Source organism: Paenibacillus lentus (assembly GCF_042714055.1).
Classification (GTDB): domain Bacteria; phylum Bacillota; class Bacilli; order Paenibacillales; family Paenibacillaceae; genus Fontibacillus; species Fontibacillus lentus_A.
In genome coordinates this window covers 447,245-467,368 of sequence record NZ_JBHGVC010000002.1, presented here as the reverse complement: position 1 = coordinate 467,368, position 20,124 = coordinate 447,245, and the positions used below count along the sequence as shown (strand labels likewise).

18 protein-coding genes are annotated in these 20,124 nt (G+C 41.3%); 3 read left to right on the top strand and 15 right to left on the bottom strand.

What is annotated here, in order from left to right:
• Window positions 1-461 precede the first annotated feature (461 nt).
• A complete protein-coding gene (locus tag ACE3MQ_RS05800; protein ID WP_379391539.1) occupies window positions 462-1,514 on the bottom strand; it encodes a leucine-rich repeat domain-containing protein in 1,053 nt (350 codons plus the stop codon).
• A gap of 51 nt (window positions 1,515-1,565) precedes the next feature.
• Entirely contained in the window at window positions 1,566-2,030 is a 465-nt protein-coding gene (locus tag ACE3MQ_RS05795) for a hypothetical protein (protein ID WP_379391537.1), read from the bottom strand.
• Between the two features lie 311 nt (window positions 2,031-2,341).
• Between ACE3MQ_RS05795 and ACE3MQ_RS05790 the strand changes: the two genes are divergently transcribed.
• Window positions 2,342-2,992, top strand: a complete 651-nt coding sequence (locus tag ACE3MQ_RS05790; protein ID WP_379391868.1) for an ankyrin repeat domain-containing protein — start codon at window positions 2,342-2,344, stop codon at window positions 2,990-2,992.
• Window positions 2,993-4,065: 1,073 nt separating this feature from the next.
• On the opposite strand, the gene ACE3MQ_RS05785 is transcribed toward ACE3MQ_RS05790, so the two are convergent.
• The 12 genes from ACE3MQ_RS05785 to ACE3MQ_RS05730 form a co-directional block, all read right to left on the bottom strand.
• Window positions 4,066-4,512 (bottom strand): aminoacyl-tRNA deacylase, encoded by a 447-nt coding sequence (locus ACE3MQ_RS05785; RefSeq protein ID WP_379391535.1) that lies wholly within the window; start codon window positions 4,510-4,512, stop codon window positions 4,066-4,068.
• Between the two features lie 606 nt (window positions 4,513-5,118).
• The gene (locus ACE3MQ_RS05780) at window positions 5,119-5,595 is read right to left on the bottom strand and encodes a GyrI-like domain-containing protein (protein ID WP_379391533.1); all 477 of its coding nucleotides are present in this window, start codon (window positions 5,593-5,595) and stop codon (window positions 5,119-5,121) included.
• 267 nt (window positions 5,596-5,862) lie between these two features.
• Window positions 5,863-6,906, bottom strand: coding sequence for a phosphotransferase enzyme family protein (locus ACE3MQ_RS05775; protein ID WP_379391531.1), 1,044 nt, complete (start codon window positions 6,904-6,906; stop codon window positions 5,863-5,865).
• 208 nt (window positions 6,907-7,114) lie between these two features.
• Window positions 7,115-7,474 (bottom strand): hypothetical protein, encoded by a 360-nt coding sequence (locus tag ACE3MQ_RS05770; protein WP_379391529.1) that lies wholly within the window; start codon window positions 7,472-7,474, stop codon window positions 7,115-7,117.
• A gap of 345 nt (window positions 7,475-7,819) precedes the next feature.
• Entirely contained in the window at window positions 7,820-8,293 is a 474-nt protein-coding gene (locus tag ACE3MQ_RS05765; RefSeq protein WP_463139983.1) for an NUDIX domain-containing protein, read from the bottom strand.
• 196 nt (window positions 8,294-8,489) lie between these two features.
• Window positions 8,490-9,170 (bottom strand): HAD family hydrolase, encoded by a 681-nt coding sequence (locus tag ACE3MQ_RS05760; protein ID WP_379391525.1) that lies wholly within the window; start codon window positions 9,168-9,170, stop codon window positions 8,490-8,492.
• 267 nt (window positions 9,171-9,437) lie between these two features.
• On the bottom strand, window positions 9,438-10,568 hold the full coding sequence (locus tag ACE3MQ_RS05755) for a phosphotransferase family protein (protein WP_379391523.1): 1,131 nt from the start codon (window positions 10,566-10,568) through the stop codon (window positions 9,438-9,440).
• Between the two features lie 203 nt (window positions 10,569-10,771).
• Window positions 10,772-11,206 carry a GNAT family N-acetyltransferase gene (locus tag ACE3MQ_RS05750; protein ID WP_379391521.1) on the bottom strand — a complete coding sequence of 145 codons (435 nt, stop codon included), beginning with the start codon at window positions 11,204-11,206 and terminating at the stop codon, window positions 10,772-10,774.
• A gap of 164 nt (window positions 11,207-11,370) precedes the next feature.
• The gene (locus ACE3MQ_RS05745) at window positions 11,371-11,661 is read right to left on the bottom strand and encodes a DUF3626 domain-containing protein (protein WP_379391519.1); all 291 of its coding nucleotides are present in this window, start codon (window positions 11,659-11,661) and stop codon (window positions 11,371-11,373) included.
• A 244-nt stretch (window positions 11,662-11,905) separates the two neighbouring features.
• On the bottom strand, window positions 11,906-12,427 hold the full coding sequence (locus ACE3MQ_RS05740; protein WP_379391517.1) for a GNAT family N-acetyltransferase: 522 nt from the start codon (window positions 12,425-12,427) through the stop codon (window positions 11,906-11,908).
• Window positions 12,428-12,492: 65 nt separating this feature from the next.
• Window positions 12,493-13,296: a GNAT family N-acetyltransferase gene (locus ACE3MQ_RS05735; RefSeq protein WP_379391515.1), complete on the bottom strand. Its 804-nt coding sequence runs from the start codon at window positions 13,294-13,296 to the stop codon at window positions 12,493-12,495.
• Between the two features lie 300 nt (window positions 13,297-13,596).
• Window positions 13,597-13,962, bottom strand: coding sequence for a DUF4180 domain-containing protein (locus ACE3MQ_RS05730; protein WP_379391513.1), 366 nt, complete (start codon window positions 13,960-13,962; stop codon window positions 13,597-13,599).
• 443 nt (window positions 13,963-14,405) lie between these two features.
• On the opposite strand from ACE3MQ_RS05730, the gene ytxJ reads away from it, so the two are divergent.
• Window positions 14,406-14,744, top strand: a complete 339-nt coding sequence (ytxJ, locus tag ACE3MQ_RS05725; RefSeq protein WP_379391511.1) for a bacillithiol system redox-active protein YtxJ — start codon at window positions 14,406-14,408, stop codon at window positions 14,742-14,744.
• 184 nt (window positions 14,745-14,928) lie between these two features.
• Here the strand turns inward: ytxJ and ACE3MQ_RS05720 are convergent, their stop codons facing one another.
• Complete coding sequence (locus ACE3MQ_RS05720; RefSeq protein WP_379391509.1) at window positions 14,929-17,667, bottom strand: adenosylcobalamin-dependent ribonucleoside-diphosphate reductase; 2,739 nt, start codon at window positions 17,665-17,667, stop codon at window positions 14,929-14,931.
• A 687-nt stretch (window positions 17,668-18,354) separates the two neighbouring features.
• Between ACE3MQ_RS05720 and ACE3MQ_RS05715 the strand changes: the two genes are divergently transcribed.
• The gene (locus ACE3MQ_RS05715; protein WP_379391507.1) at window positions 18,355-20,118 is read left to right on the top strand and encodes a DEAD/DEAH box helicase; all 1,764 of its coding nucleotides are present in this window, start codon (window positions 18,355-18,357) and stop codon (window positions 20,116-20,118) included.
• The last annotated feature ends 6 nt before the right edge of the window (window positions 20,119-20,124 follow it).

Sequence of the window (20,124 nt, the reverse complement as noted above, 5' to 3'; positions counted from 1 at the left end):
ATTTGCGCCAATTTCTTATAACGTTCAGGTATTCACTAAACGACCCAGCCTTAGAATGCTCTTATCTTAGGCTAGGTCGTCTGTTGTCTGAGCTTTCTTCCATGATTATACATCCGACAGCCAAGGAGCGATAGGCCCCGCAGTATGAACCATGGCAACAATCTGTGTTGGCCTGGTTCAGTATGACAATAAACTCGCTGTTCGCGAGCATGATACGGCTGTATGACTGTGCAACAAATCGAAGTCGTCCACGTTTCTAACGTATAACCAGTAAAAAAAGCACCATACTTTCTAACCCGCTTCCAGAGCGTGTATAAAAAGTCGGCGCTGTATTCAAGCCGAAACAAAAAAATAATTGGGTAAAATAAAGAGCTTGAACTAAACAAGCTTTTTACTTTTATTGGTTTATCGATATTTTATGATTATATTAATTCCATGTTAATGCTTTCAAGATATTTAAGCTACTGTTCTGATTTAATTGTTTCCCATAACGAATTCTGTGAAATATTAATGTATTTCAGTTGCTTCATACCATAGAGGAAGTCAGGCTTCCTATTGATCATACACATTCCTAAGTCCAAGGTTCGCAATTGCTTCAGTTTCTCTAGCTCGAGCGGTAATTCATAGATCGAGGTGTATTGAATCGTAAGCTGCTCAAGTTGTTCTAGTTCTCCAATCTCCGGTGGGATGCGATTTAGACTGATCGCTTCCTTTGGCTTAACCCGATACCCGGGAGTCGGCCGATCTGAGCTCCCACATTGTATGCAAAGCGCTCTCAGATTCTTTAGTTTGGATATGGATGCGGGAATACTCTCCAAATCAGCCGTCAGGATTTTCAACCGCTCAAGCTTGCTTAACTCGAACAGCTCTTCGGGCAGACGAAAAAGATCCTGTTCAAAAATTTCTAGATCACGCAGTTCTGTAAGGTTTTGGATTTTCTCAGGTAGCTCTGTCACCCCATGTCCACTTAGATACAGCCGATCAGTTTTATGTTTTATAGCATCATTTAACAGACGATCCAGATCCCGGTGAGCTTTTAATTCCAAAAAAAGCCCCGAAATTTGATCCATCAGTTCAATGGCTTCTTCCTCGGCTACATCTATACCATACATTTGTTCATGCACAACGGAGTAAAGGAAGTCTCCCCCACCTTTTTTCAAAAAACACAAGTCTTCCGGCAGGTTCGGATAAATCCAATCCGACAGGCGGTTTGCCATTTGCTTCAGTAGATTTCCACTTTCTTCGCAGCATCTATAAAAATAGTAGGTTCCTGCAGTATAAAAGGCATTACTGCAATAAATACTTCTTATTTGTGTGACTTCATCCATATTATCGCCTTGAATTACGATTGTCTTTACCAGATAAGGTTCCAACGCTTCCAAGACGCTTGTATATTGGCCCCTTACGACATCAACCGAAATTTTCTCCCCTAACACAAAAAATTCCGAATTCCGTATAGCTAAATCTATTACCTGTTCATAAGCTTCACCTTTAGGGTCTGTATATAATCTCATCCCATAATTCCCCATTCCCATACGTTCTGCTATTTACGAAATTTATCCGCCTTAATTTACTTCAATTGCAAATGCATAACTTGAGTCTCCTTCGCCTATTCTATTCTCTTTATCAATTAGCCAATTAGCTGAAAGAGAATAGTAATATATTCCCTCTGTGCTTGAAACATTGAACTCGTTGTCAGTTATCGTTTCTTGAGCAATCTCATCTTGATTATATTTTGTAAGTACCAATTCGGTTGGCTGCTTTCCTTCAAACTGAATTCTAATCGTCGCATTTTTAAAAATCCTGTCTTTATCTTTGTCCTTTAACATTTCGTTTGGACTTATATAATCGACGCATTTCGTACTCCAACAGTACGAACTTTGATATATTCTAATCCGTTTCCCGTCTGCTGTTAACTTAGGCTGAGGAGGCTCATTCCCTAAATTCTGATTTGACTCTTTTCCATTTGTTGTACATGCATTAAGAATAAAAAACATGAGCAATATTATAATCCATAATTTCTTATTCATTAAATCACTCCCTTGTTAAGGAAGACGAATCATGATGGTGAAATGTTCCTTTCCGATCAACTGTGTCTTAGCGAACCAAGGGCGCAGCCTGCAGCCTGAACAGGCAAATCATACATGAAGTATGGTATTATGAACCCATCATTACAGCGAATTCTCAGATTTTGGAGATACTTTATGAATGAAGCGAGAGTTTATATTTATTATTTAATAATGCGTTTGAGGATTGTTTATACTTTTCTGCTATCGTTTACAATAAATAAATACTGCTTCAATGAAAGGATGGAGAAGAATTGCACTTTGCAACTAAATTAATGCTATGCATCCTTTTTCTCGCTGGCTGCCAATCAAAGGAGGATCTCATGGACACGAAGAACGCGAATTTGCTGCTTGCAGTGACACAAGGCAATTCCGCTGAAATAACGAGGCTGCTTGAGGCAGGGGCGGACATTAACACAGTTGATGATCTCGGAAGAACGGCTGCGATGATAGCCGTTCACACCAATCAGCTTGATATTTTCAACCTTTTGATTGAAAAGGGGGCGGATATTAATATTCGCGATCAGCGCTCGGACAATCCGCTTCTTTATGCAGGCGCCGAAGGCTTGCTTGATTTTGTTCGGGCTTCAGTCGCTACCGGTGCCGATACGACCCTTACGAATCGATTCGGCGGAAGCGCCTTGATTCCGGCAGCCGATCGCGGTCATGTCGATATCGTAAGAGAACTGCTCGCAACCTCGGATGTAAACATTGATCATGTCAACAATCTCGGCTGGACTGCCATGCTTGAAGCGATTTTGCTAGGCGATGGTGGATCGAGACATCAAGAAATCGTCAAGCTGCTGGTCGAATATGGGGCAGATGTGAATCTTGCCGATTCGCAGGGCGTTACGCCATTGCAGCATGCGAAACGTTTGGGTTACGAAGAGATAGTTCACACATTAGAGCAAGCAGGTGCAAAATAAAAACAAGTGCGGTGATGACAGATTGTCCATACGATTTAGACTGCTGCTTTCTTTCATCCGTAGTCATTGTATCCGTAATTCTTTTCGTATTTTCCGCTTATTTGCTATCTGTCGCCGTAACAGGCGACTTTCGCAGTATTGGAAGCTTTTATAAGATCCACTATTCGGTTCATCCCCTCTCAGAAGAAGAGGAAAGCCTTTTTCTTGACTTAAAATATCTGGCGAAGCTTGAACGCTAAGAGGAATATGCGGTCACCGGCAAGCTTGCGAATGGGATTGACTATGAAATTGCTCCTGTAGGCAGTTGGGCAAGTGCTAATCATGTGGTGCTAAGCCGGAAAATAAGAAAAAATGCAGGAGTAGTCCTATATAAGGGCTGCTCCCTTTAATGTATATCCAGCACACATCGCATTGCATCAGCCTTCGTTTCCGCCGTATAGACAAGGCAAACCTCTTATATTATGTGATAATTTCATTACTTGAAAATGCTCATCTTTTTTTGTTTTTTTTAGTAATCCCTTAATGATAGTTCTTGAATGAGTTTCTTATTATCCTTTATTCTCATAATTTCCTTCGGTTGATTATGTATCCATCCAAGTTGTATGCAGTATGCTATTTCTTTAATTATATCACTCATTAAAGAACTCCTTTTATATTCTTTCAGACGAAAACGTCCTCTTATTCACGACGTCCCACTGATCTTAATAGTTCATCTGAATATCTTTTTGAATTATATTGTTTAACAAAGAATACTCTGAGTCAGTTTTGATTCTCCACTTCAATTAGCATATCCAAAGTGATTGATTTCTGCGTCGTATGTTTTGAATCAAATTTCTCTTTAATATTATCCATAATTTCATTCAATATTTCTCTCGCATTCACGAACCCCCACCAGCTTAAGCACCGATTGGGCGGCTGCGATGCAGTTAGCTTGTGCAGGGTTGTCGCCTGAATTTATTTCCTGGAAAATCCCCTGGTGACCAAAGGTCGCGCCAGCGGCCCGATGCGTGAATGTATTGTTATAAGAAGTTCCAGCCTCCGTAGCAACACTTACATTAAATCCTCATTCATTCCTATCTTATGTAACCAATAACCTTGTTTAACTTCTCAATATCCTTGGGTTGAATCTTTAATGTTGTTTGTGGTACACCAGTTCCTCCATATACATATGCAAATCGATATAATTCTCGATCTATGATTGTCGGTATATCTAGATTTATTAATGAGACGCTTCCAATCTTACTTCCAGTAGCTTGTTCTACTTCCATTGGCTTTGCTAATTTGATCTCCTTCACCTGTAACAATTCTTTCAACGAATGTAAATCAACTCGACCATAATTTCCTGAAATAATTAATGAATACAATCCTTTATCTGTCTTCAAGATCAGCGTTGAGGCGGTTTGTTCGATATCAATTCCGAAATAATCTGCCCCTTCCTGAGCAGAATTTATTTCTTTGTCATGGCTAATGATCTTAAAATCAATATTATTCTTCTCTAAAATCGATATCAAATCTTCCATGCATTCCTTCCTCCGCTCATTTTTTATGCTTTTTATTTTGTTGATTTGAGTTACTCCGGTCAAATCCCCTTCAACTCCGATTCGAACCGAGGGGCGAATGCCCCGATGCTTGAATATGGTGTTATGCGAAATCCCCTTACCTCCTTCAAAATACCCCTAAACTAATGGTAGAGTTATATCTTCGAGTTCCCCCGCCAACTCTGTATTAATAGTCGTTGCACTTCTCCTAATTCAAAATATTCTTTACTTATCCAAAGAAGTCTTCCATGATCGCCTTTGATTCTAATCTTATCCTGATCTTGTTCTACGATTTGATATTGCCTGCCCCTTGTAAGTGCATGTTCATATACACCGACTCTATTGCAAGTGACAATTCGGATATCCATGTAACCACTCCATGACTGTTTGATTTCAATCACAAGGGTTTCGTATAACGTTTTGGTATCCGTGAAACGCCCCACCTTAGAGAGTTCTTATCTTAGGCTGGGGCGTTTGTTGTCCGAGCTTCTTCCATGATATACATCTAACAACCAAGGGACGACAACCCCGCTGTGTGAATATTGTGTTATCAGATGTCATCGCCTTCCTTAAATAACTTTCAAGGATTTATGTTCCGACCGGTATTAGAATTTCTACATCCTCTTCTTCCACATTATCTTCAAAGTAAAAAATCTCTATTGGGCACGTGTTTTCCAGAAATCTCTGAACATATCCTTTCTCATTCATCCATTTGAAAATCCTATCGTACGCCTCACCAATCGATTTGTTTGTACAATTAATCTTTGCATAGGTTTGGGAAGGCAAGGTGAATCCAATCATGCCTTCCGGAATATCAGTCAGATCACTGACTTCTAAACAAGCAAAATATGTTGCAATGATTCCATTACACATATACGGCGAGAACAATACTTCCTTGTCCTTGGAATTCATAATTTCACTTCTTCTTTCAACGAACTCCAACTGTACTTTCAGGGCGGCGTCAGGAAATCCACTGGGAAAATTCGTTGTAATGCTCTGACCGATCAACGAATATTCCCGTATTGTTAGTTCACATTTAAATTTCTCAAGTTTTTGTCTCTGCATGATAGGTACCTTCCTTTCAATATGGTTTTTGACCTTGCGATGATTTCATATAACGTTCTTGTATTCCCGACGCCCCACCACCTTAAGGTCACGAAGTGACCGGCCGCGATGCGGTTAGGTTGTGCGGGTGTGTCGGCTGATTATGTTTCCCTGCTGGAAATGCTCATCCTCGAATCCGCTTCTAACTCCGGCTGGATCGAGGAGCGAGAAAGTCGATCCGAAGCGTGAATATGGTGTTACCAGATGTTGCGGCATCATCGAATCTGCTTAAGTTAACTCATTTCGTTCTTCATACATTTCTATTGGTGTGATTCTCTTAAATAAGAACGAGTTTCCATCTAAATACTCTTTGATATAAGCTAAAGCATATTTCTGTTCAGCTTTCAAATTAGAGATTTCATTAGGATTAGAAGAGTGGTGACAATAATTTTCAATCATGAACATGATGAAAAAACATTCTAGTTGACTTACGTACTCTACCTCTAAACGTTTGACACTTTCGTAACCTTGTATAAATATCTTTCGTTGTACAGGAGAAAGTTCTAAGAGCGCTCCAGCCATATCATACAAGTAGTATCCATAACCACATCTTCCGAAATCAATTGGGTAGAGAGTTTCTTCATGAAAAATAACATTGCCGCAATGTAAATCAGCATGTATAAGACCGTAGTTCTGATTATTCTTTGGGACTCGATCAACCTCATGTTCGATTCTAGTTATTGCGGACTGATAAACAAGCCAGTCACTGTTTGATAAAAATCGAGAATAATAAAATTCCAACTTTCGAACATTGTCTCTAAAACTACTGCTGCCCCATTCAGGTCTTACAAAATGATCTGGTGCTTTAAATTTCATAGAAGCCTCATGAAGTTTACTCATCATAACTCCAATATTGTATACCTGGCTTTCTGTTATGTCTCCACTTAATTGCTGACCTTCGATCCATCTCATTAATGAGATGCACGGCTTCTGATAACCTTCTTCCGTTTCACATTCAAATACATAAGAGCCATTAAGGCCTTTAACCCCTACCGGAACAATTAAACCATGTACATTGCATAATTCATTTAGAAAAAGAATCTCAGAATTAATCTCTTCTTTGTTTAGTTTATCCGAATGAATGCGAAGCAAATATTTATCATTGGAATCGGTTTCGATTTTAAAAGTAATTGTGTCTGATACTTGAACAAATCGAATGCAATTCCAATCTAAATCATATTGTTGAAGTGCTTTTAAGGCGACTTTCCTCGCCCGGGAAAGCAAGCTTTTCTTTCCTTCTTCTGTGTCATATTGAAAGAAAGGGTGCATCATAGATTTCTCCTTCACGATTTAATAAATTGCTGCAATGTCTGATAACGTTCTGGTATTCACGAAACACCCCAGCCTTAGATTGCTCTTATCTTAAGCTGGGTCATTTATTGTCTGAGTTTCTTCTATGATTGAACATCTAACAACCAAGGGGTGTATGCTCCGCAGCGTGAACATGGTGTTATGAAGCGGGTGACTTCCTGGCATACGTTCAGGAATTCCTTACTTTGTCTTCTCCAAAATAAAATCCCTTGAGCTGTGTATCAAAGAAATTCATTAATTCTCCTTGATTGATTGAATAAACAACTTGGCTATTTTTTTGATCTGTTCTTGTTATATATATCTTTTCAAGATCATATTGAATTCGTATTTCTTTGTTGTTTTTTAATCTAAATACAATCCCTGCACTAATGCTTTTATTTGAGGGTATTTGGTTCAACTCTATAATTTCTGATTCAGGTACGGAATTAATCCAGTTTGCAATATTTTCAACTTCGTCTTGTCTTAATTTAATATCTACCCAATTGACAATTGCACCGGTTCCTTCTTTTGTATATACTGCTTTGGACATCTCAGAACTTAAAATTTGTTTTATTTGAATATCCTTTAAACTTAGTTTACTTGTGGCATTGTTCAAATCAACAAATAAGAAATATACTGCCCCTATTAGAAAAATGAGAATAATAATTACTCTTGCGCCAGTTAATTGGATTTTAATCGTAGTTCCCTCATTTCATATAACGTTCTTGTATTCTCGAACCTTCACTGGCTTAAGGGGCGACAGCCCCGGATCCGACGGACTTAGCAATGCAGGGTTGTTGACTCCACTTCTTAGAAATACCTCGGGCGAACCAAGGGGCGCGGTAGCGATTTATAGCGTGAATGCGTTGTTATACGGCGTAACTGACCTCTCGAATCATCTTATAAAATGTGCTCTTTCTTCTTGATTTGAGCTAAATATGTAATCTGGGTATTTGTTTGCAATTGGTGGTATCTGGTCTTCAGAAAAGAATTTAAGATCCTTAATCTCTTCATTATCTAGATTTAACTGTCCATCCTTGATTTTGCATTCAAATACTATTGTTAAGTATTCAACTTGGTGTCCGTTACCATAAGTAAATCGTTGTTCTTCTCCACCATATACTCCAATGATTCGATCCGGTTCAATATCAAGCCCTGTCTCTTCGAATGCTTCTCTGACCATAGCCTGAGCAGGGGTTTCTCCTATCTCAATAGCTCCAGCAATTAACCCCCAGTTCTCCTCATTGTGTTTTCTGCCAAAGAGGATTTCATCTTGTTTATTTCTTATAACGCCTACTACTGCCGGCATAAAGAGTAACTGATTCCCAAGTTTTTCTCTAAGATTTTTATAGTAATCTGACATCCCCAAAAAATGTCACCTCTTCCTTTACTTTTAGTTATGTCATATAACGTTTCCGTGTTACGACGTTTCGTTCCCTTAAATAGCTCTTATCTTAGGGAAAGGAATGTTTCGGTACCACATCTTCTTTGCCCACACTTCTTCCGACCGAGGGCGCAGCCCGTAGCGTGAACCTGGTGTTATACAACGATATCGCCCTCTTAGATCAGTTGAACAAGAAAACTTTTACTTCATTTAAATCTTGATATATATGATCAACGTTTAATCCGTCCGGTATTTTTTTATTTAATCGGTTTAACCAAATCGCATTTATACCAAGATTTTGTGCTCCTCCAACATCACTTAGTACTGAATCTCCAATATGTATTACTTCACAAGGATTCAAATTACTTCTCCTTAGGGCTTCTTTAAAAAGTTCTGGTCTTGGTTTATATGACTTTACATCTTCACTGGTCAAAATATCTGTAACATTAATATGATGGTATTCAGTAGCTTTTAGTATATCTGTAGTGTCAATATTAGATAGGATATAAATTGGAGTTCCATTGAGTGCTTCTAGAAATGAAATCGTATCATCATAGATCTTTGGCTTAATCCAATGCTCAAATTGAATTTTTATTAACTCTTCTGCTTTACAGCTAGATTTATAGTACTCTATGGTCCTGGATAAAGAATGAATTCCAATTTCTCTTTGTAATTTAAATGTTTCTCCATAACTCTGGATAAAGATGTTTGAGAATTCTTTCCACCAGTAACTTCCAACTTCTTTTGTACTGCATTCAATTTGAGCATTTGCTTTTATCTTTTCACATATAATTGGGATAATCTCATCATCTTCATGTACCAATGTCCCATAGAAATCAAGAAATACTGCTTTGAATCTCATATCTTTATCTCCTTCATTTATTTGCCGTATTGTCGTATAACGTTCTTGTGCTCACGAACCCGAGAGGCTAAAGGCGCTTTAGCGCCGAAGTCGAAGACTTAACCTCGCAGGGTTGTCTGCAGCAATTACCTCCTTGCCTTAACCTCTGCAAATCAAGGGGAACCGTGAGGGTTCGCAGCATGAATACAATGTTACAGGATGTCAGCGCCTGCTTAGAAATATCAACAGCTTCATCCATTTTTAACTATTGTTTTCCGAATAATAAGTTTAAAAACTATAAATATGTTCTCTTAATGATTCCGCTTCATAGTCCATTACTTTATGTATATTAATTATTTGTTTTAGCTGATACACTCTATCTTGGAGTTTAGGATTAGTTGGGTCACTTTCAAGCTGGGCAGCTAACGAGCAGAGCTGGGGCACTTCCCAGACGCTTCGTAAAGCGGTACTTATACAATAACCGTATCTAGCTAATCTCTCCTCCCCTTCCCACCCCATTTCCCTCATTCCTTTCATGTAGGAGTAAAACAAAGAATCTCGATAATCTTCGTATTGATCCGTAGGGATGATTCCAATGCTCATATTTGCACCAAACATCTTACCGAGATCTTCTCCAATACCTGAGATACTCATGAACTGCCAATCAATAAGCACCAGTTGTTCGTTTGGAGTTAAGAACATATTTTTTTGTCCTAAGTCTTGATGTGCTAACACACGTGGCAAATTGCTGAGAGAAGCCAATTTTTCATTTAATTCTTCAGTTAGTTCTTTGAACCAGTCCCAAATATACTTTACCTCTTTATCTTGTATCTGGTTTATGTATGACTCTGGGTTAGGCGCGTACATTCGACTTGAGGTTGTCCACGATTTAAGCCAGTTTTTACAGATCCATGATTCGTTTGGTATTGCTTTTACAGTAAGATATTCTGCGTTAAACATGCCAAGTCGATGAGCAATAAAATCGAATTGCTCCTTTGAATTTGCAAAATACCCATTTACCTGCTCCATCCATAACCAGATAGTTCCATCATTCTGTTCTTCAACAAGATAAGTTTTTGGAGCTTGGATATATCCAGAAAGATGATCAAAGAGCTTAGATTCGAACAACAGCGCCTCACGGCACCAGTAATTATGGTGTTGGATATCGTCCTTTTCTTCACTATCTGGCTTGATTACTTTTAAAATAATTGACCATGGTTGTTTTTCATTGTTAGTTTCTAAGAAACCGTACAAATGATAGATACCTTTTGTAGTAAAATTCAGAGTATCATTTTCTAAAGCGTCACACGTAAAGGCATCAATCTCAAAAACAATCTCACCGATCATCTTATGAATACAAGCATAAAGTTGGTCTACTTTTTTCTCTATAGGTAAGCTTGTGTTATTGTTTATTATCATTTTGAAAATATCCCTCCCTCAAAATTCTTCAGTATTATGTTATAATCAATACACTTAATCTTAGAACATATGTTCCGAGTTGTAAATATTTTCAATTGAATTGCCACACTATCCTGCCCGTTAGTGTAATTCTTCTAATGAGTCTTTTCCTATTTTTCCTCTTAATTTTTAATCGTAGAACGATTTATTTCTCTTTTATCTATTTAATACTCCAGTTTATAGACGACTTCCCCATCTATCACTCGGCCATCTTCTTCAAATCCTAATTTTTCATATAAATGTTTTGCCCAAACATTCTCTGGTTCAAAGCTTATGTATATGACCCGATGTTGTATATCTTCTTTAATCCTATCAATGAGCATCTCCATAGCAGCCTTTCCATAACCTTTTGACTGATGCTTATAATCTATCATTAACCGATAAATCCAATATTCATGATCTTCTTCATCTATACAATACATCGTAAATCCCACTAGCACATCATCGTGATAAATAGCTAAGCAAACACACTCTGGGAATGCCTTAGCCTGTGCGAGCGAAAACAAATTTGTCGCTACAAACTCACTTTGTTCATCAGCTACGCTCAACTTAATGACCTCAAAAAAATTACTTCGATCTACTTCCTTAAGTGCTATCATAAGTGCTCCCCCATCTTCATTATGTTAATCTTGGATAATATACTCTCCTTCGGCCTCTAAAAGATATTCACCACCTTCATAATTACATAGTCACCTCTATCTCTCAGTAATTTCAGATAACGTTCTTGTGTTCCTGACGTTACTTTCCCTTAGATAACTCTTATCTAAGGGGAAGCGATATATTGTGTTTCGAACTGACTTTTATAAATTCCCTGCTCAAGCAATGATTGAGCAACACTTTTATTGTCCGCTATTGTCCGATCAGGATGAAAATGCAGTGCGACCCTAGCGTTCGAAAATATCTTAGTACGGGCCTCTTCAAAAGTGCTCCAAGGAATATTTGACATCTGGAAAACTTCAATTAGTGACTTTTGGGCTTCAAATTTTCGGGTTCTGGCATACTGAGTAATATGATCAATTGCTAGGAATTGTGAGTGCGATAACTTATCTGACATTAATATCACCTTCCCATAAAGCAAGACATAGTTTTGATATTAAAATCATCTGGATTTGCATCGCGATAGTACATAAGTATTGTTATCTTGCCATTAAACGCTCTTTCGTAAATGTTAGTCGATGCGGATGTGTCCCGTAATAAGCTTCCCAGACTCTTCTTCCGGGATCGAGGCGGTTTGTCCGACGATGCGTGAACACATTGTTATACGCTGCCCTTGTCTTTCTGAATAACATTCCATATCACTAGAATTTGTAATACCAAATAATCGCCTTTTCATTAGCTGTTGAGAAATTAGTGTATAGCATATTATCCACGGCACCAATAACAAAGTTATTCTTTGCATAAAAACGGCAAGCTGAAAGATTAACATCCTGAGTTTCAAGCATGAGACCTACTAAATTATTCTGCTTTGCCCACTTAATCGCTTTCATTAATAATTCTGTACCAATACCCCGTTGTCTCCAATTAATAGCAACTGTGATTTCCTCAATAAATGCAAAACCATTCCAATTGGTTCGCAGCCTAATCTGACCGATGCAGTTATTACCCTCATAATAGAAAAAAACTGCCTTATCCTTATTTTCGATGTAACTTATGTCAATATCATCATTTTCATATTGTTTTATATATTGTTCTGAAAATATCTCCTCGGTATATGACCAATTCTCGTTCTCGTATTTCGGAATTATTCGCCCGAACACAACTAAACTTTCATTAGACTTGTTATAATCTCTTATGTTTTCATGTGTCATTCTCATAACCATATAAAACACCCCCTGTTGTGAAGTTTCGATTTATTTAAATAAATTACAATAACTCAATTCTCCACTTAACTTTCATTTATAAATGCATAAACTGGATAGTCTTCTTTTACTTCAAAACCTAATTTTGTAGCTAACTTGTGAGAAGGTGTATTCTGATGGGTCGTCTCCCATAATGGAAACATACTATTGTGTAATAAATGATCAATTAATTTGATTGCAGCTAATGTTGCGTAACCTTTTCCTCTCTGTTCATGAACAAAAGTATCAACGTCTATAAAATATTCATTATTATAGACAAATCCGTTATTTCTACAGATTGTAATCAATTCGTGTCCCTTTCTAATTTCAACTCCAGGATAAGATTTAGTTAAAAACCTTTCATCAATGTATTTTAAATTCCGATATTCTTCTGGCAGTATCTCAAATTCCAATAAGTTAACTTCAATATTTTCAATTGGCGGGGAAAATGTTTCCTTGACACGCTTAAACTTATCCAAGTTCAAGGTGTAGACTGATTCATAATGCTTATCTGCTTTAACAAGGTGTAATCCATCGAGAAAAAGTTCATCCCAGCATTTAATATCAGAAGCATAAATTTCAAACCAATTCACATTACTTTGCTTACACTCTGGAATGACTACGTCATAAATAAAACTATTGAGTTCCGTTTTTTCCTTCTCGCTATTTATATTGCCCTCTAAGTACATCCATCTACCGATTGCCCAAACAATTACTAGATCGGGTTCACGATCATTCACAAATACTCTTCCAGGATAGTTACCATGAATAACAGACAATGCAGGAATATATTGTTTCTTCTTGAAAAAAGGTTCTGCAAGATGATACTCTTTAAAATTCAATTCAATCATAATCAAATCCACTCCAACTCTACTTTTTCTTTTCTTTTATAGCGACTGCCAAAAACCTCTCCGATTCCGCATCTTCTACTTCTGCCGGATCAAGGATCGGATCAGCCGATTCGCAGCGTGAATATTATGTTATCCGATGCCTCCGACATCCTTGATCCGCTTACAAAGACCGTTACTCTATTTAGTTAGATAAGTTATTCATTGGAAAGATCGTCAATCCGTCGAATCAAACTAACTATTTCAAGTTATCAGATGTGGCTGATATCTCTGAATTACACTCATAATCTGAGTTAGAGAATCCTATATCTTGCTTAATCTTTCGATGGCCCGTTGTTCATCAGGCAGGAAAAATGTGTTACTTCCTTTATTACTCTCATATATAAAATCCTTGAAGCTTTTACTCGAATATATTGAAAAATCACCTACGATAGCGACTTTAACTTGATAATTGATAAATTTCTGTAGAACTTCGCCCGCAAGACCAGATCTTAAATCGAAAAATTTCTCATCAATGGCTGATTTGTTTAGAACAAACCGATCAGCTCCTGTTTGATAGCTAATTGTAGCCATAAGATCCAAGGCTGACTGAATATCATAAATCAAAATTTCATTACTATCCATAAGGGCAATTTCAATTCCATTCTCAGTTATCTTTCTAATGTTCATATAATTCTCCCTCTTTAGTATGTATTTGTAATTTGAAATTAGGCTAAAATCCCGAATTCTTTCTATATAGTCCTTGTTATACGAAAATATCACTCGCCATATGCTGCGCCCGAACCTGGAAATTTTAATTTCCATATCAGTACCTTCCTTTACCCAAGATTATAGCCCATTTGTAAAATGCAGGAAACGACAAAAAGGAGACCCCACCGAAGTATTGGCTCCAATTCTTTTGGAAAATAACTGTTAGCTGTATTTAACTGCTAACCTCCGCCTATCAACAAAGAAGCAAGAAACATCCCCAAATCAAACGATAGTACAAGTGTACAAAAATCTTTTGGCCCATGCAGCGCCCTTCCTGCTTTATCACCAACTTGACTACGGGCAGAAGCATGTTAAAATTCAATCATTCGAATGATTACAACTAGCGAGGAGAGTATGCTTGTATGAACTGGAGAGAAATAACGACACTTGAAGAGTGGAATGAGATCATGGCTAAATCAACAGAGCGCGGACAAATTATTTTAAAACATAGTACGACATGTCCTGTTAGCTCCAACGCGCTTCATGAATATGAACAATATTTGCAGGATACACCTAATCAGGATTTGGATTATACACTAGTGAAAGTCATCGAATCCCGTCCGGTGTCAAACAAAATCGCCGAGGATTTGAATGTCAAGCACGAATCACCGCAAATTATATTTATTAAGGATACAGCCAAATACTGGACCACGTCTCACTGGTCGGTTACGAAGGCGCATATGACAGCAGTATTAGACTAACTTGGAATAGGCATTTACACTGCTTATCAATTGCCTCATGCTGCAGCGATCAAGCAGCATTTCTCGTTTTGACAGCATCATGATTCATAATCGAGTAGGCCCATGCGCAATTGCATGGGCCTCTCACTGTATCAGGACGTGCGGGTCATCGCACCTCTTATAAATTTAGCAATATCCTTCGCGCTTACGAACACTTGCTATACCCGCAGTTGGCGCAGGTTTTGCAGCCCTCGACGCTCAGCAGTGAGGCCGAGCCGCAGGACGGACACAGGTCGCGCGAGGTTGCTGGCGCACTTACATGATGTCCATTGCCAGCAGCAGGCTGGCCATTGGCCGTAACGCTGCCCGCAGACCCTAAGCCTGCTTGTTCCAGCTCTTCATGATGCACCACAGTCGCGGCTACAGGAGCTGGATCATGGTTATCGTAAGGGCCGTGCTGCACGTGTGTTTCCAATGCTTTGGCTACGGCATCCGCAATCGACTCGACGCGATTCGGGCCGAAGCCGATGGCGCCGGAACCGCCAATGCCCTTCAAATGCTTGATCAGCAGCTCCACCTTCTGTCCATGATCGCCATAGCGCAGGAACAAGGAGCATACGCGGCCCAGAGCTTCCGCCATAGCGAACACGTCTGATCCCGCTTTACCGACGTTCAGGAAAATCTCGCTCGGAATGCCGTTCAAATCATTTATCGTAATGTACGCCATACCGAACGGTGTATTGATTTTATAGGTTGCTCCATGGAGCACCTGTGGACGTTTCTTATACTGCTTATCAAAAACAGTCTTCTGACCTGGATCTACTCCGGCCGAGAGCGATTGATCCAGACCGCTTAACGCAGACTGCTCCGCACTCGTTACCGAACCGTCAGCACTCGCCGCTGCTCCAGCTCCTTCACCAGCGGATACGCCCGCTTCAGCCCCGGAAGCAACTGCCTCGGAAGCTCCTCCATCTGCTGCTGCTCCAGCTCCTGCCGCCTCAGTCTTATCTTCCTTCTTCTCCGTTTGCAGAACTTGAATATCGCGGCTGCCGTCACGGTAAATCGTTACGCCCTTGCAGCCCAGATCGAACGCCAGCTCATACAGGCGCTTCGTCTCTTCCACCGTGAAGTCAGCCGGACAGTTCGCCGTCTTGGAGATGGAGCTGTCCACCCAGCGCTGGATCGCCGCTTGCGCGCGGATATGATCCTCTGCGGACAAATCCATGGCCGTCACGAAATAATCAGGCAGCTTCTCCCCCGGATGCGCATCGATCCACTCCTGCGCGATCGGCACGAACTGCTCGTCGAAGCCAAGTCGGCTTTGACGGTAATATTTAAATGCAAAGTAAGGTTCGATTCCTGTGGATGTGCCGACCATCGTCCCTGTGCTTCCCGTAGGAGCCTGGGTAATAATGGTTACGTTGCGTATTCCCTTCTCGCGAACCGCTTCTTCCACTTCAGGATAGACTTCCGTCATGACCTTCATAAATCCGCTTTGCAAATACTTGTCCGCTTCAAATGCCGGGAACGAGCCCTTCTCAGCTGCGATATCCGCCGAAGCGAGATAAGCTTCTTTTGCAATAAAACCGTATAATTTATCGAGGAATTCCAGCGATTCCGGACTGCCGTAACGGATGTTCAGCTTGATCATCAGCTCGGCCAGCCCCATCGTGCCCAGTCCTACTCGGCGCTCGTTCTTCTGGTTCTTCTCGTTCTCTTCAAAATGATAAGGCGTCTTATTAATGACATTATCCAGGAATCTGACCGAATAGCGCGTCGTCATCGCCAGGTCGTCCCAAGCGACATCATGATTATCTTCATCATAGAATTTCGACAGGTTCATCGCCGACAGGTTGCAAACTCCCCAGCCGGGCAGACCTTGCTCACCGCACGGGTTCGTACAAATAATCGGGTTGAAATACCAGCTGTTCGACATCTGATTATAGTATTCCATGAACACGACGCCCGGCTCGGCCGATTTCCATGCCGATTCAATAATCGTATGCCAAATTTCCCGCGCCTTCACCGTACGGAAATGATTGACTCTCCGGCCTGCGGCTTTCCATTTGTCCAAGTCTCCGTCCCATACCTCATTGTAATCCTCGTAAGTCGTATCCGGGAAAACAAGCTCCCAGTCCAAATCTTCCTTTACAGCCTTCATGAAGCCGTTGCTGACGCAAACCGATAAATTCGCGTTCGTCACTTGCCCCATCGTTTGCTTAACCGTAATGAAATCAAGCAGATCCGGATGCCAGTCGTTAATCATCAGCATAAGCGCACCGCGCCGGCTTCCCCCTTGCTCGATCAATCCGGTCGTGTAGCTGAACAGACCGCCCCAGGATACAGCACCGCTTGACGAGCCGTTAACGCCTTTGACGACGGCACGACGCGGCCGCAACGAGCTCAGGTTAATCCCGACGCCGCCCCCGCGAGCCATAATTTCCGTCATTTCGGATAATGTCTCCATAATGCCGCCGCGGCTGTCTTTGGGCGAAGGGATGACGTAGCAGTTAAACAGCGTCAACTCATCGCTCGCTCCGGCGCCAGCGGCTATGCGTCCGCCGGGTACCAGTTTCCAATCGTCTAATACGTAACGGAATTTCTCCTCCCACTCCTGCTGCAGCTCCGGCGTAGCTTCCACCGAGGCCATCGCGGAAGCGAGGCGATCCCACATTTCCTCCGGTGTTTTCTCGATATTCAGCGTCAGCTTTTCAACATCCGATTGTACGAGTTCGCCGGTGCGTGTCTTCACCGTAACCATCCGCCCGTCACGCGCTACGACCTCACCTACTTCTTTCGTCGGAAACTTTGGATCATCCTTGGTCAGTACAAGGACAACATCGCCAACCTTCGCATCGCTGGGATCAGGATTCTTCCAGGCGTACCGATCCAAAAAGATTTTTTCACTAAGCCCCTCCAGACGTTGCTTCTGCTCTGTTTTCAAAGAAAACACCCTCCTCAAAATTATATTTTGCGCGTAATCAACTTCATCCTTCGCAGCGGATTGTCAGCTTTTGTCGATGTACAAAAATCATGATCTAACCCTGCCAGGCGCAAAAAAATGTCGGTAGCTGCGCAAATGCTTCACCTGCACAAATACCGCCGATTTCTGTCTGTTTTCTAACCTTTTTCCTATTTATTTATAACCCTCATCCACAGCACATAAACGATTTTTTATGTATAAATCACAATATGTAGTGGGCGAGTATCATTATACTATACAACATCTCGATATTACAGCTTGGCTTCTCTGAAAATTAAGGCAGATTAATGGCGTTTATCCCCTATGATCTCCTCTTTCCTTCGAATCCCTCTATTTTTCATTCTAGCCTTTGAAAAAAGGACTGAAAACTTTCCATATCATCCCTGTCCGCCTGGACAAAGGATTTTTGCTCTAGGTTTTCCTATTTCCCTATATATCATCCTCCCCAAGCTGTAACCAGCAGCTCTGAACTATCGGATTTCATCCAACCCGGCATTCCAATTTCAACCCTCTCCAAAGACAAAATAAGACAAATTCCGATCCGGTTAACCATGCTTCCAGCCCGCGGAGTTATGAATTTCTACTTATTCGTCCATACTACATCTACATGAATTTAGAAGATGACAGATAAGGGAGGCTGCTTACATCATGAATCCGAATCCTCCGAATCCCGCCCTGCCTAATTCGCAGGCTGCGCCTCTGATTGAGTTTGATTGTTCCTGGTACGAGGATTTGAACAGCCGCCTGGACAAAGGCGGGCCTTGGGATGATTGGAAGCTGTTTAACCTGGCCATGGAAGCCGAAGGCGCTGCGCTCGTATCGAGCTTTGAAGAGATTCTGTGCCTAGCTCACGTACATGGAGTCGAGCCGCTGCCCCATCAGACCGAGACAGCACGCAAGGTATTGTTCGAAATGCGCGGACGGGCGATCCTCGCGGATGAAGTAGGACTTGGCAAGACCATCGAAGCCGGACTGATTCTCAAAGAATACATTATTCGCGGACTTGTCCGCAAAGCGCTTATTCTCGTTCCCGCCTCCCTGGTACTTCAATGGGTGCGCGAGCTCAACCAAAAATTCGCCATCCCTGCGGTAGCCCAGAAGAAACAGCATTCCTGGGATAACGATATCGTCGTTGCTTCCATAGATACGGCCAAGCGTGATCCTCATAAAGAAATTTTGCTGGGCAATGAATACGATATGGTCATCGTCGACGAGGCGCACAAGCTGAAAAATAAAAAAACGACCAATTACCAGTTCATGATCCAGCTTCGCAAAAAATACTGTCTGCTGCTCACCGCCACGCCCGTTCAGAATGACCTGAGCGAGCTGTTCAATCTCATTAATCTGCTCAAGCCGGGCCAGCTCGGCGGACAAAGCGATTTTGCGGCAAACTTCGTAGTCGATAAACGCATACCTAAGAATGAAGAGAAGCTGAAGGAAGAGCTCTCCAAGGTCATGATCCGCAATCGTCGCAGCGACGGCGAGCTGGAGTTTACCAAACGGATCGTCCGCAACATCCACGTCGAGCTGTCACCCGAGGAGAAAAACTTATACGACGGGGTCACTTCCTTTGTCAAAGACCAATATCAGGCCACTGGCGGTGACTTAAGCAGCATGCTGTCGCTAGTTACTCTGCAAAGAGAAGTTTGCAGCAGCCGGGACGCTGTATTCGTAACGCTTGTCAATTTGTCCAAGAAGCTCGCCCCCGATTCCCCGCTTCGAGATCGCATTTGGGATCTGGTCGGCATCATCAAGACGATCCAGGCCAACAGCAAGGCGGAGAAGGCCATGGAGCTGATTAAGGAAATGAACGACAAAGTGATTCTCTTTACCGAATACCGGGCAACGCAGGAATACCTGCTGAAATATTTTCGTGATCGCAACATGTCGGCCGTACCTTATCGGGGCGGCATGAACCGGGGCAAGAAGGACTGGATGATGGATCTTTTCCGCGGACGTGCCCAAGTGATGATCGCGACCGAAGCCGGCGGCGAAGGAATTAACCTGCAGTTCTGTCACCAGATGATCAATTTCGATTTGCCTTGGAACCCGATGCGAGTAGAACAGCGTATAGGCAGAGTTCACCGCCTTGGCCAGAAAAACGATGTAAAAATATATAATCTATCGACAAAAGGCACGATTGAGGAGCATATATTAAATTTGCTGCACGAAAAAATCAACATGTTCGAAATGGTCATTGGCGGCCTTGACGTCATTCTGGAACGTTTTGAGAAGGAGCATTCCCTGGAGAAGAGCATCTACAAAATTTTGCTGGAATCCCAGAGCGATGAAGAAATCGCCAGCCGTGTAGATTCACTTGGACGTTCCTTGTACAAAATTAAGGACGAGCTCGGCAACGAGCCTCCAAGTGAGTCATCCGGCAAGAATTTGACGGAATTGATGGGAGGCTGATGAACA

Coding starts and splice junctions, on each gene's coding strand:
- ACE3MQ_RS05800 (WP_379391539.1), bottom strand. CDS start 1,514: ATGAGATTATATACAGACCCTAAAGGTGAAGCTTATGAACAGGTAATA.
- ACE3MQ_RS05795 (WP_379391537.1), bottom strand. CDS start 2,030: ATGAATAAGAAATTATGGATTATAATATTGCTCATGTTTTTTATTCTT.
- ACE3MQ_RS05790 (WP_379391868.1), top strand. CDS start 2,342: ATGCTATGCATCCTTTTTCTCGCTGGCTGCCAATCAAAGGAGGATCTC.
- ACE3MQ_RS05785 (WP_379391535.1), bottom strand. CDS start 4,512: ATGGAAGATTTGATATCGATTTTAGAGAAGAATAATATTGATTTTAAG.
- ACE3MQ_RS05780 (WP_379391533.1), bottom strand. CDS start 5,595: ATGCAGAGACAAAAACTTGAGAAATTTAAATGTGAACTAACAATACGG.
- ACE3MQ_RS05775 (WP_379391531.1), bottom strand. CDS start 6,906: ATGATGCACCCTTTCTTTCAATATGACACAGAAGAAGGAAAGAAAAGC.
- ACE3MQ_RS05770 (WP_379391529.1), bottom strand. CDS start 7,474: ATGTCCAAAGCAGTATATACAAAAGAAGGAACCGGTGCAATTGTCAAT.
- ACE3MQ_RS05760 (WP_379391525.1), bottom strand. CDS start 9,170: ATGAGATTCAAAGCAGTATTTCTTGATTTCTATGGGACATTGGTACAT.
- ACE3MQ_RS05755 (WP_379391523.1), bottom strand. CDS start 10,568: ATGATAATAAACAATAACACAAGCTTACCTATAGAGAAAAAAGTAGAC.
- ACE3MQ_RS05750 (WP_379391521.1), bottom strand. CDS start 11,206: ATGATAGCACTTAAGGAAGTAGATCGAAGTAATTTTTTTGAGGTCATT.
- ACE3MQ_RS05745 (WP_379391519.1), bottom strand. CDS start 11,661: ATGTCAGATAAGTTATCGCACTCACAATTCCTAGCAATTGATCATATT.
- ACE3MQ_RS05740 (WP_379391517.1), bottom strand. CDS start 12,427: ATGGTTATGAGAATGACACATGAAAACATAAGAGATTATAACAAGTCT.
- ACE3MQ_RS05735 (WP_379391515.1), bottom strand. CDS start 13,296: ATGATTGAATTGAATTTTAAAGAGTATCATCTTGCAGAACCTTTTTTC.
- ACE3MQ_RS05730 (WP_379391513.1), bottom strand. CDS start 13,962: ATGAACATTAGAAAGATAACTGAGAATGGAATTGAAATTGCCCTTATG.
- ytxJ (WP_379391511.1), top strand. CDS start 14,406: ATGAACTGGAGAGAAATAACGACACTTGAAGAGTGGAATGAGATCATG.
- ACE3MQ_RS05715 (WP_379391507.1), top strand. CDS start 18,355: ATGAATCCGAATCCTCCGAATCCCGCCCTGCCTAATTCGCAGGCTGCG.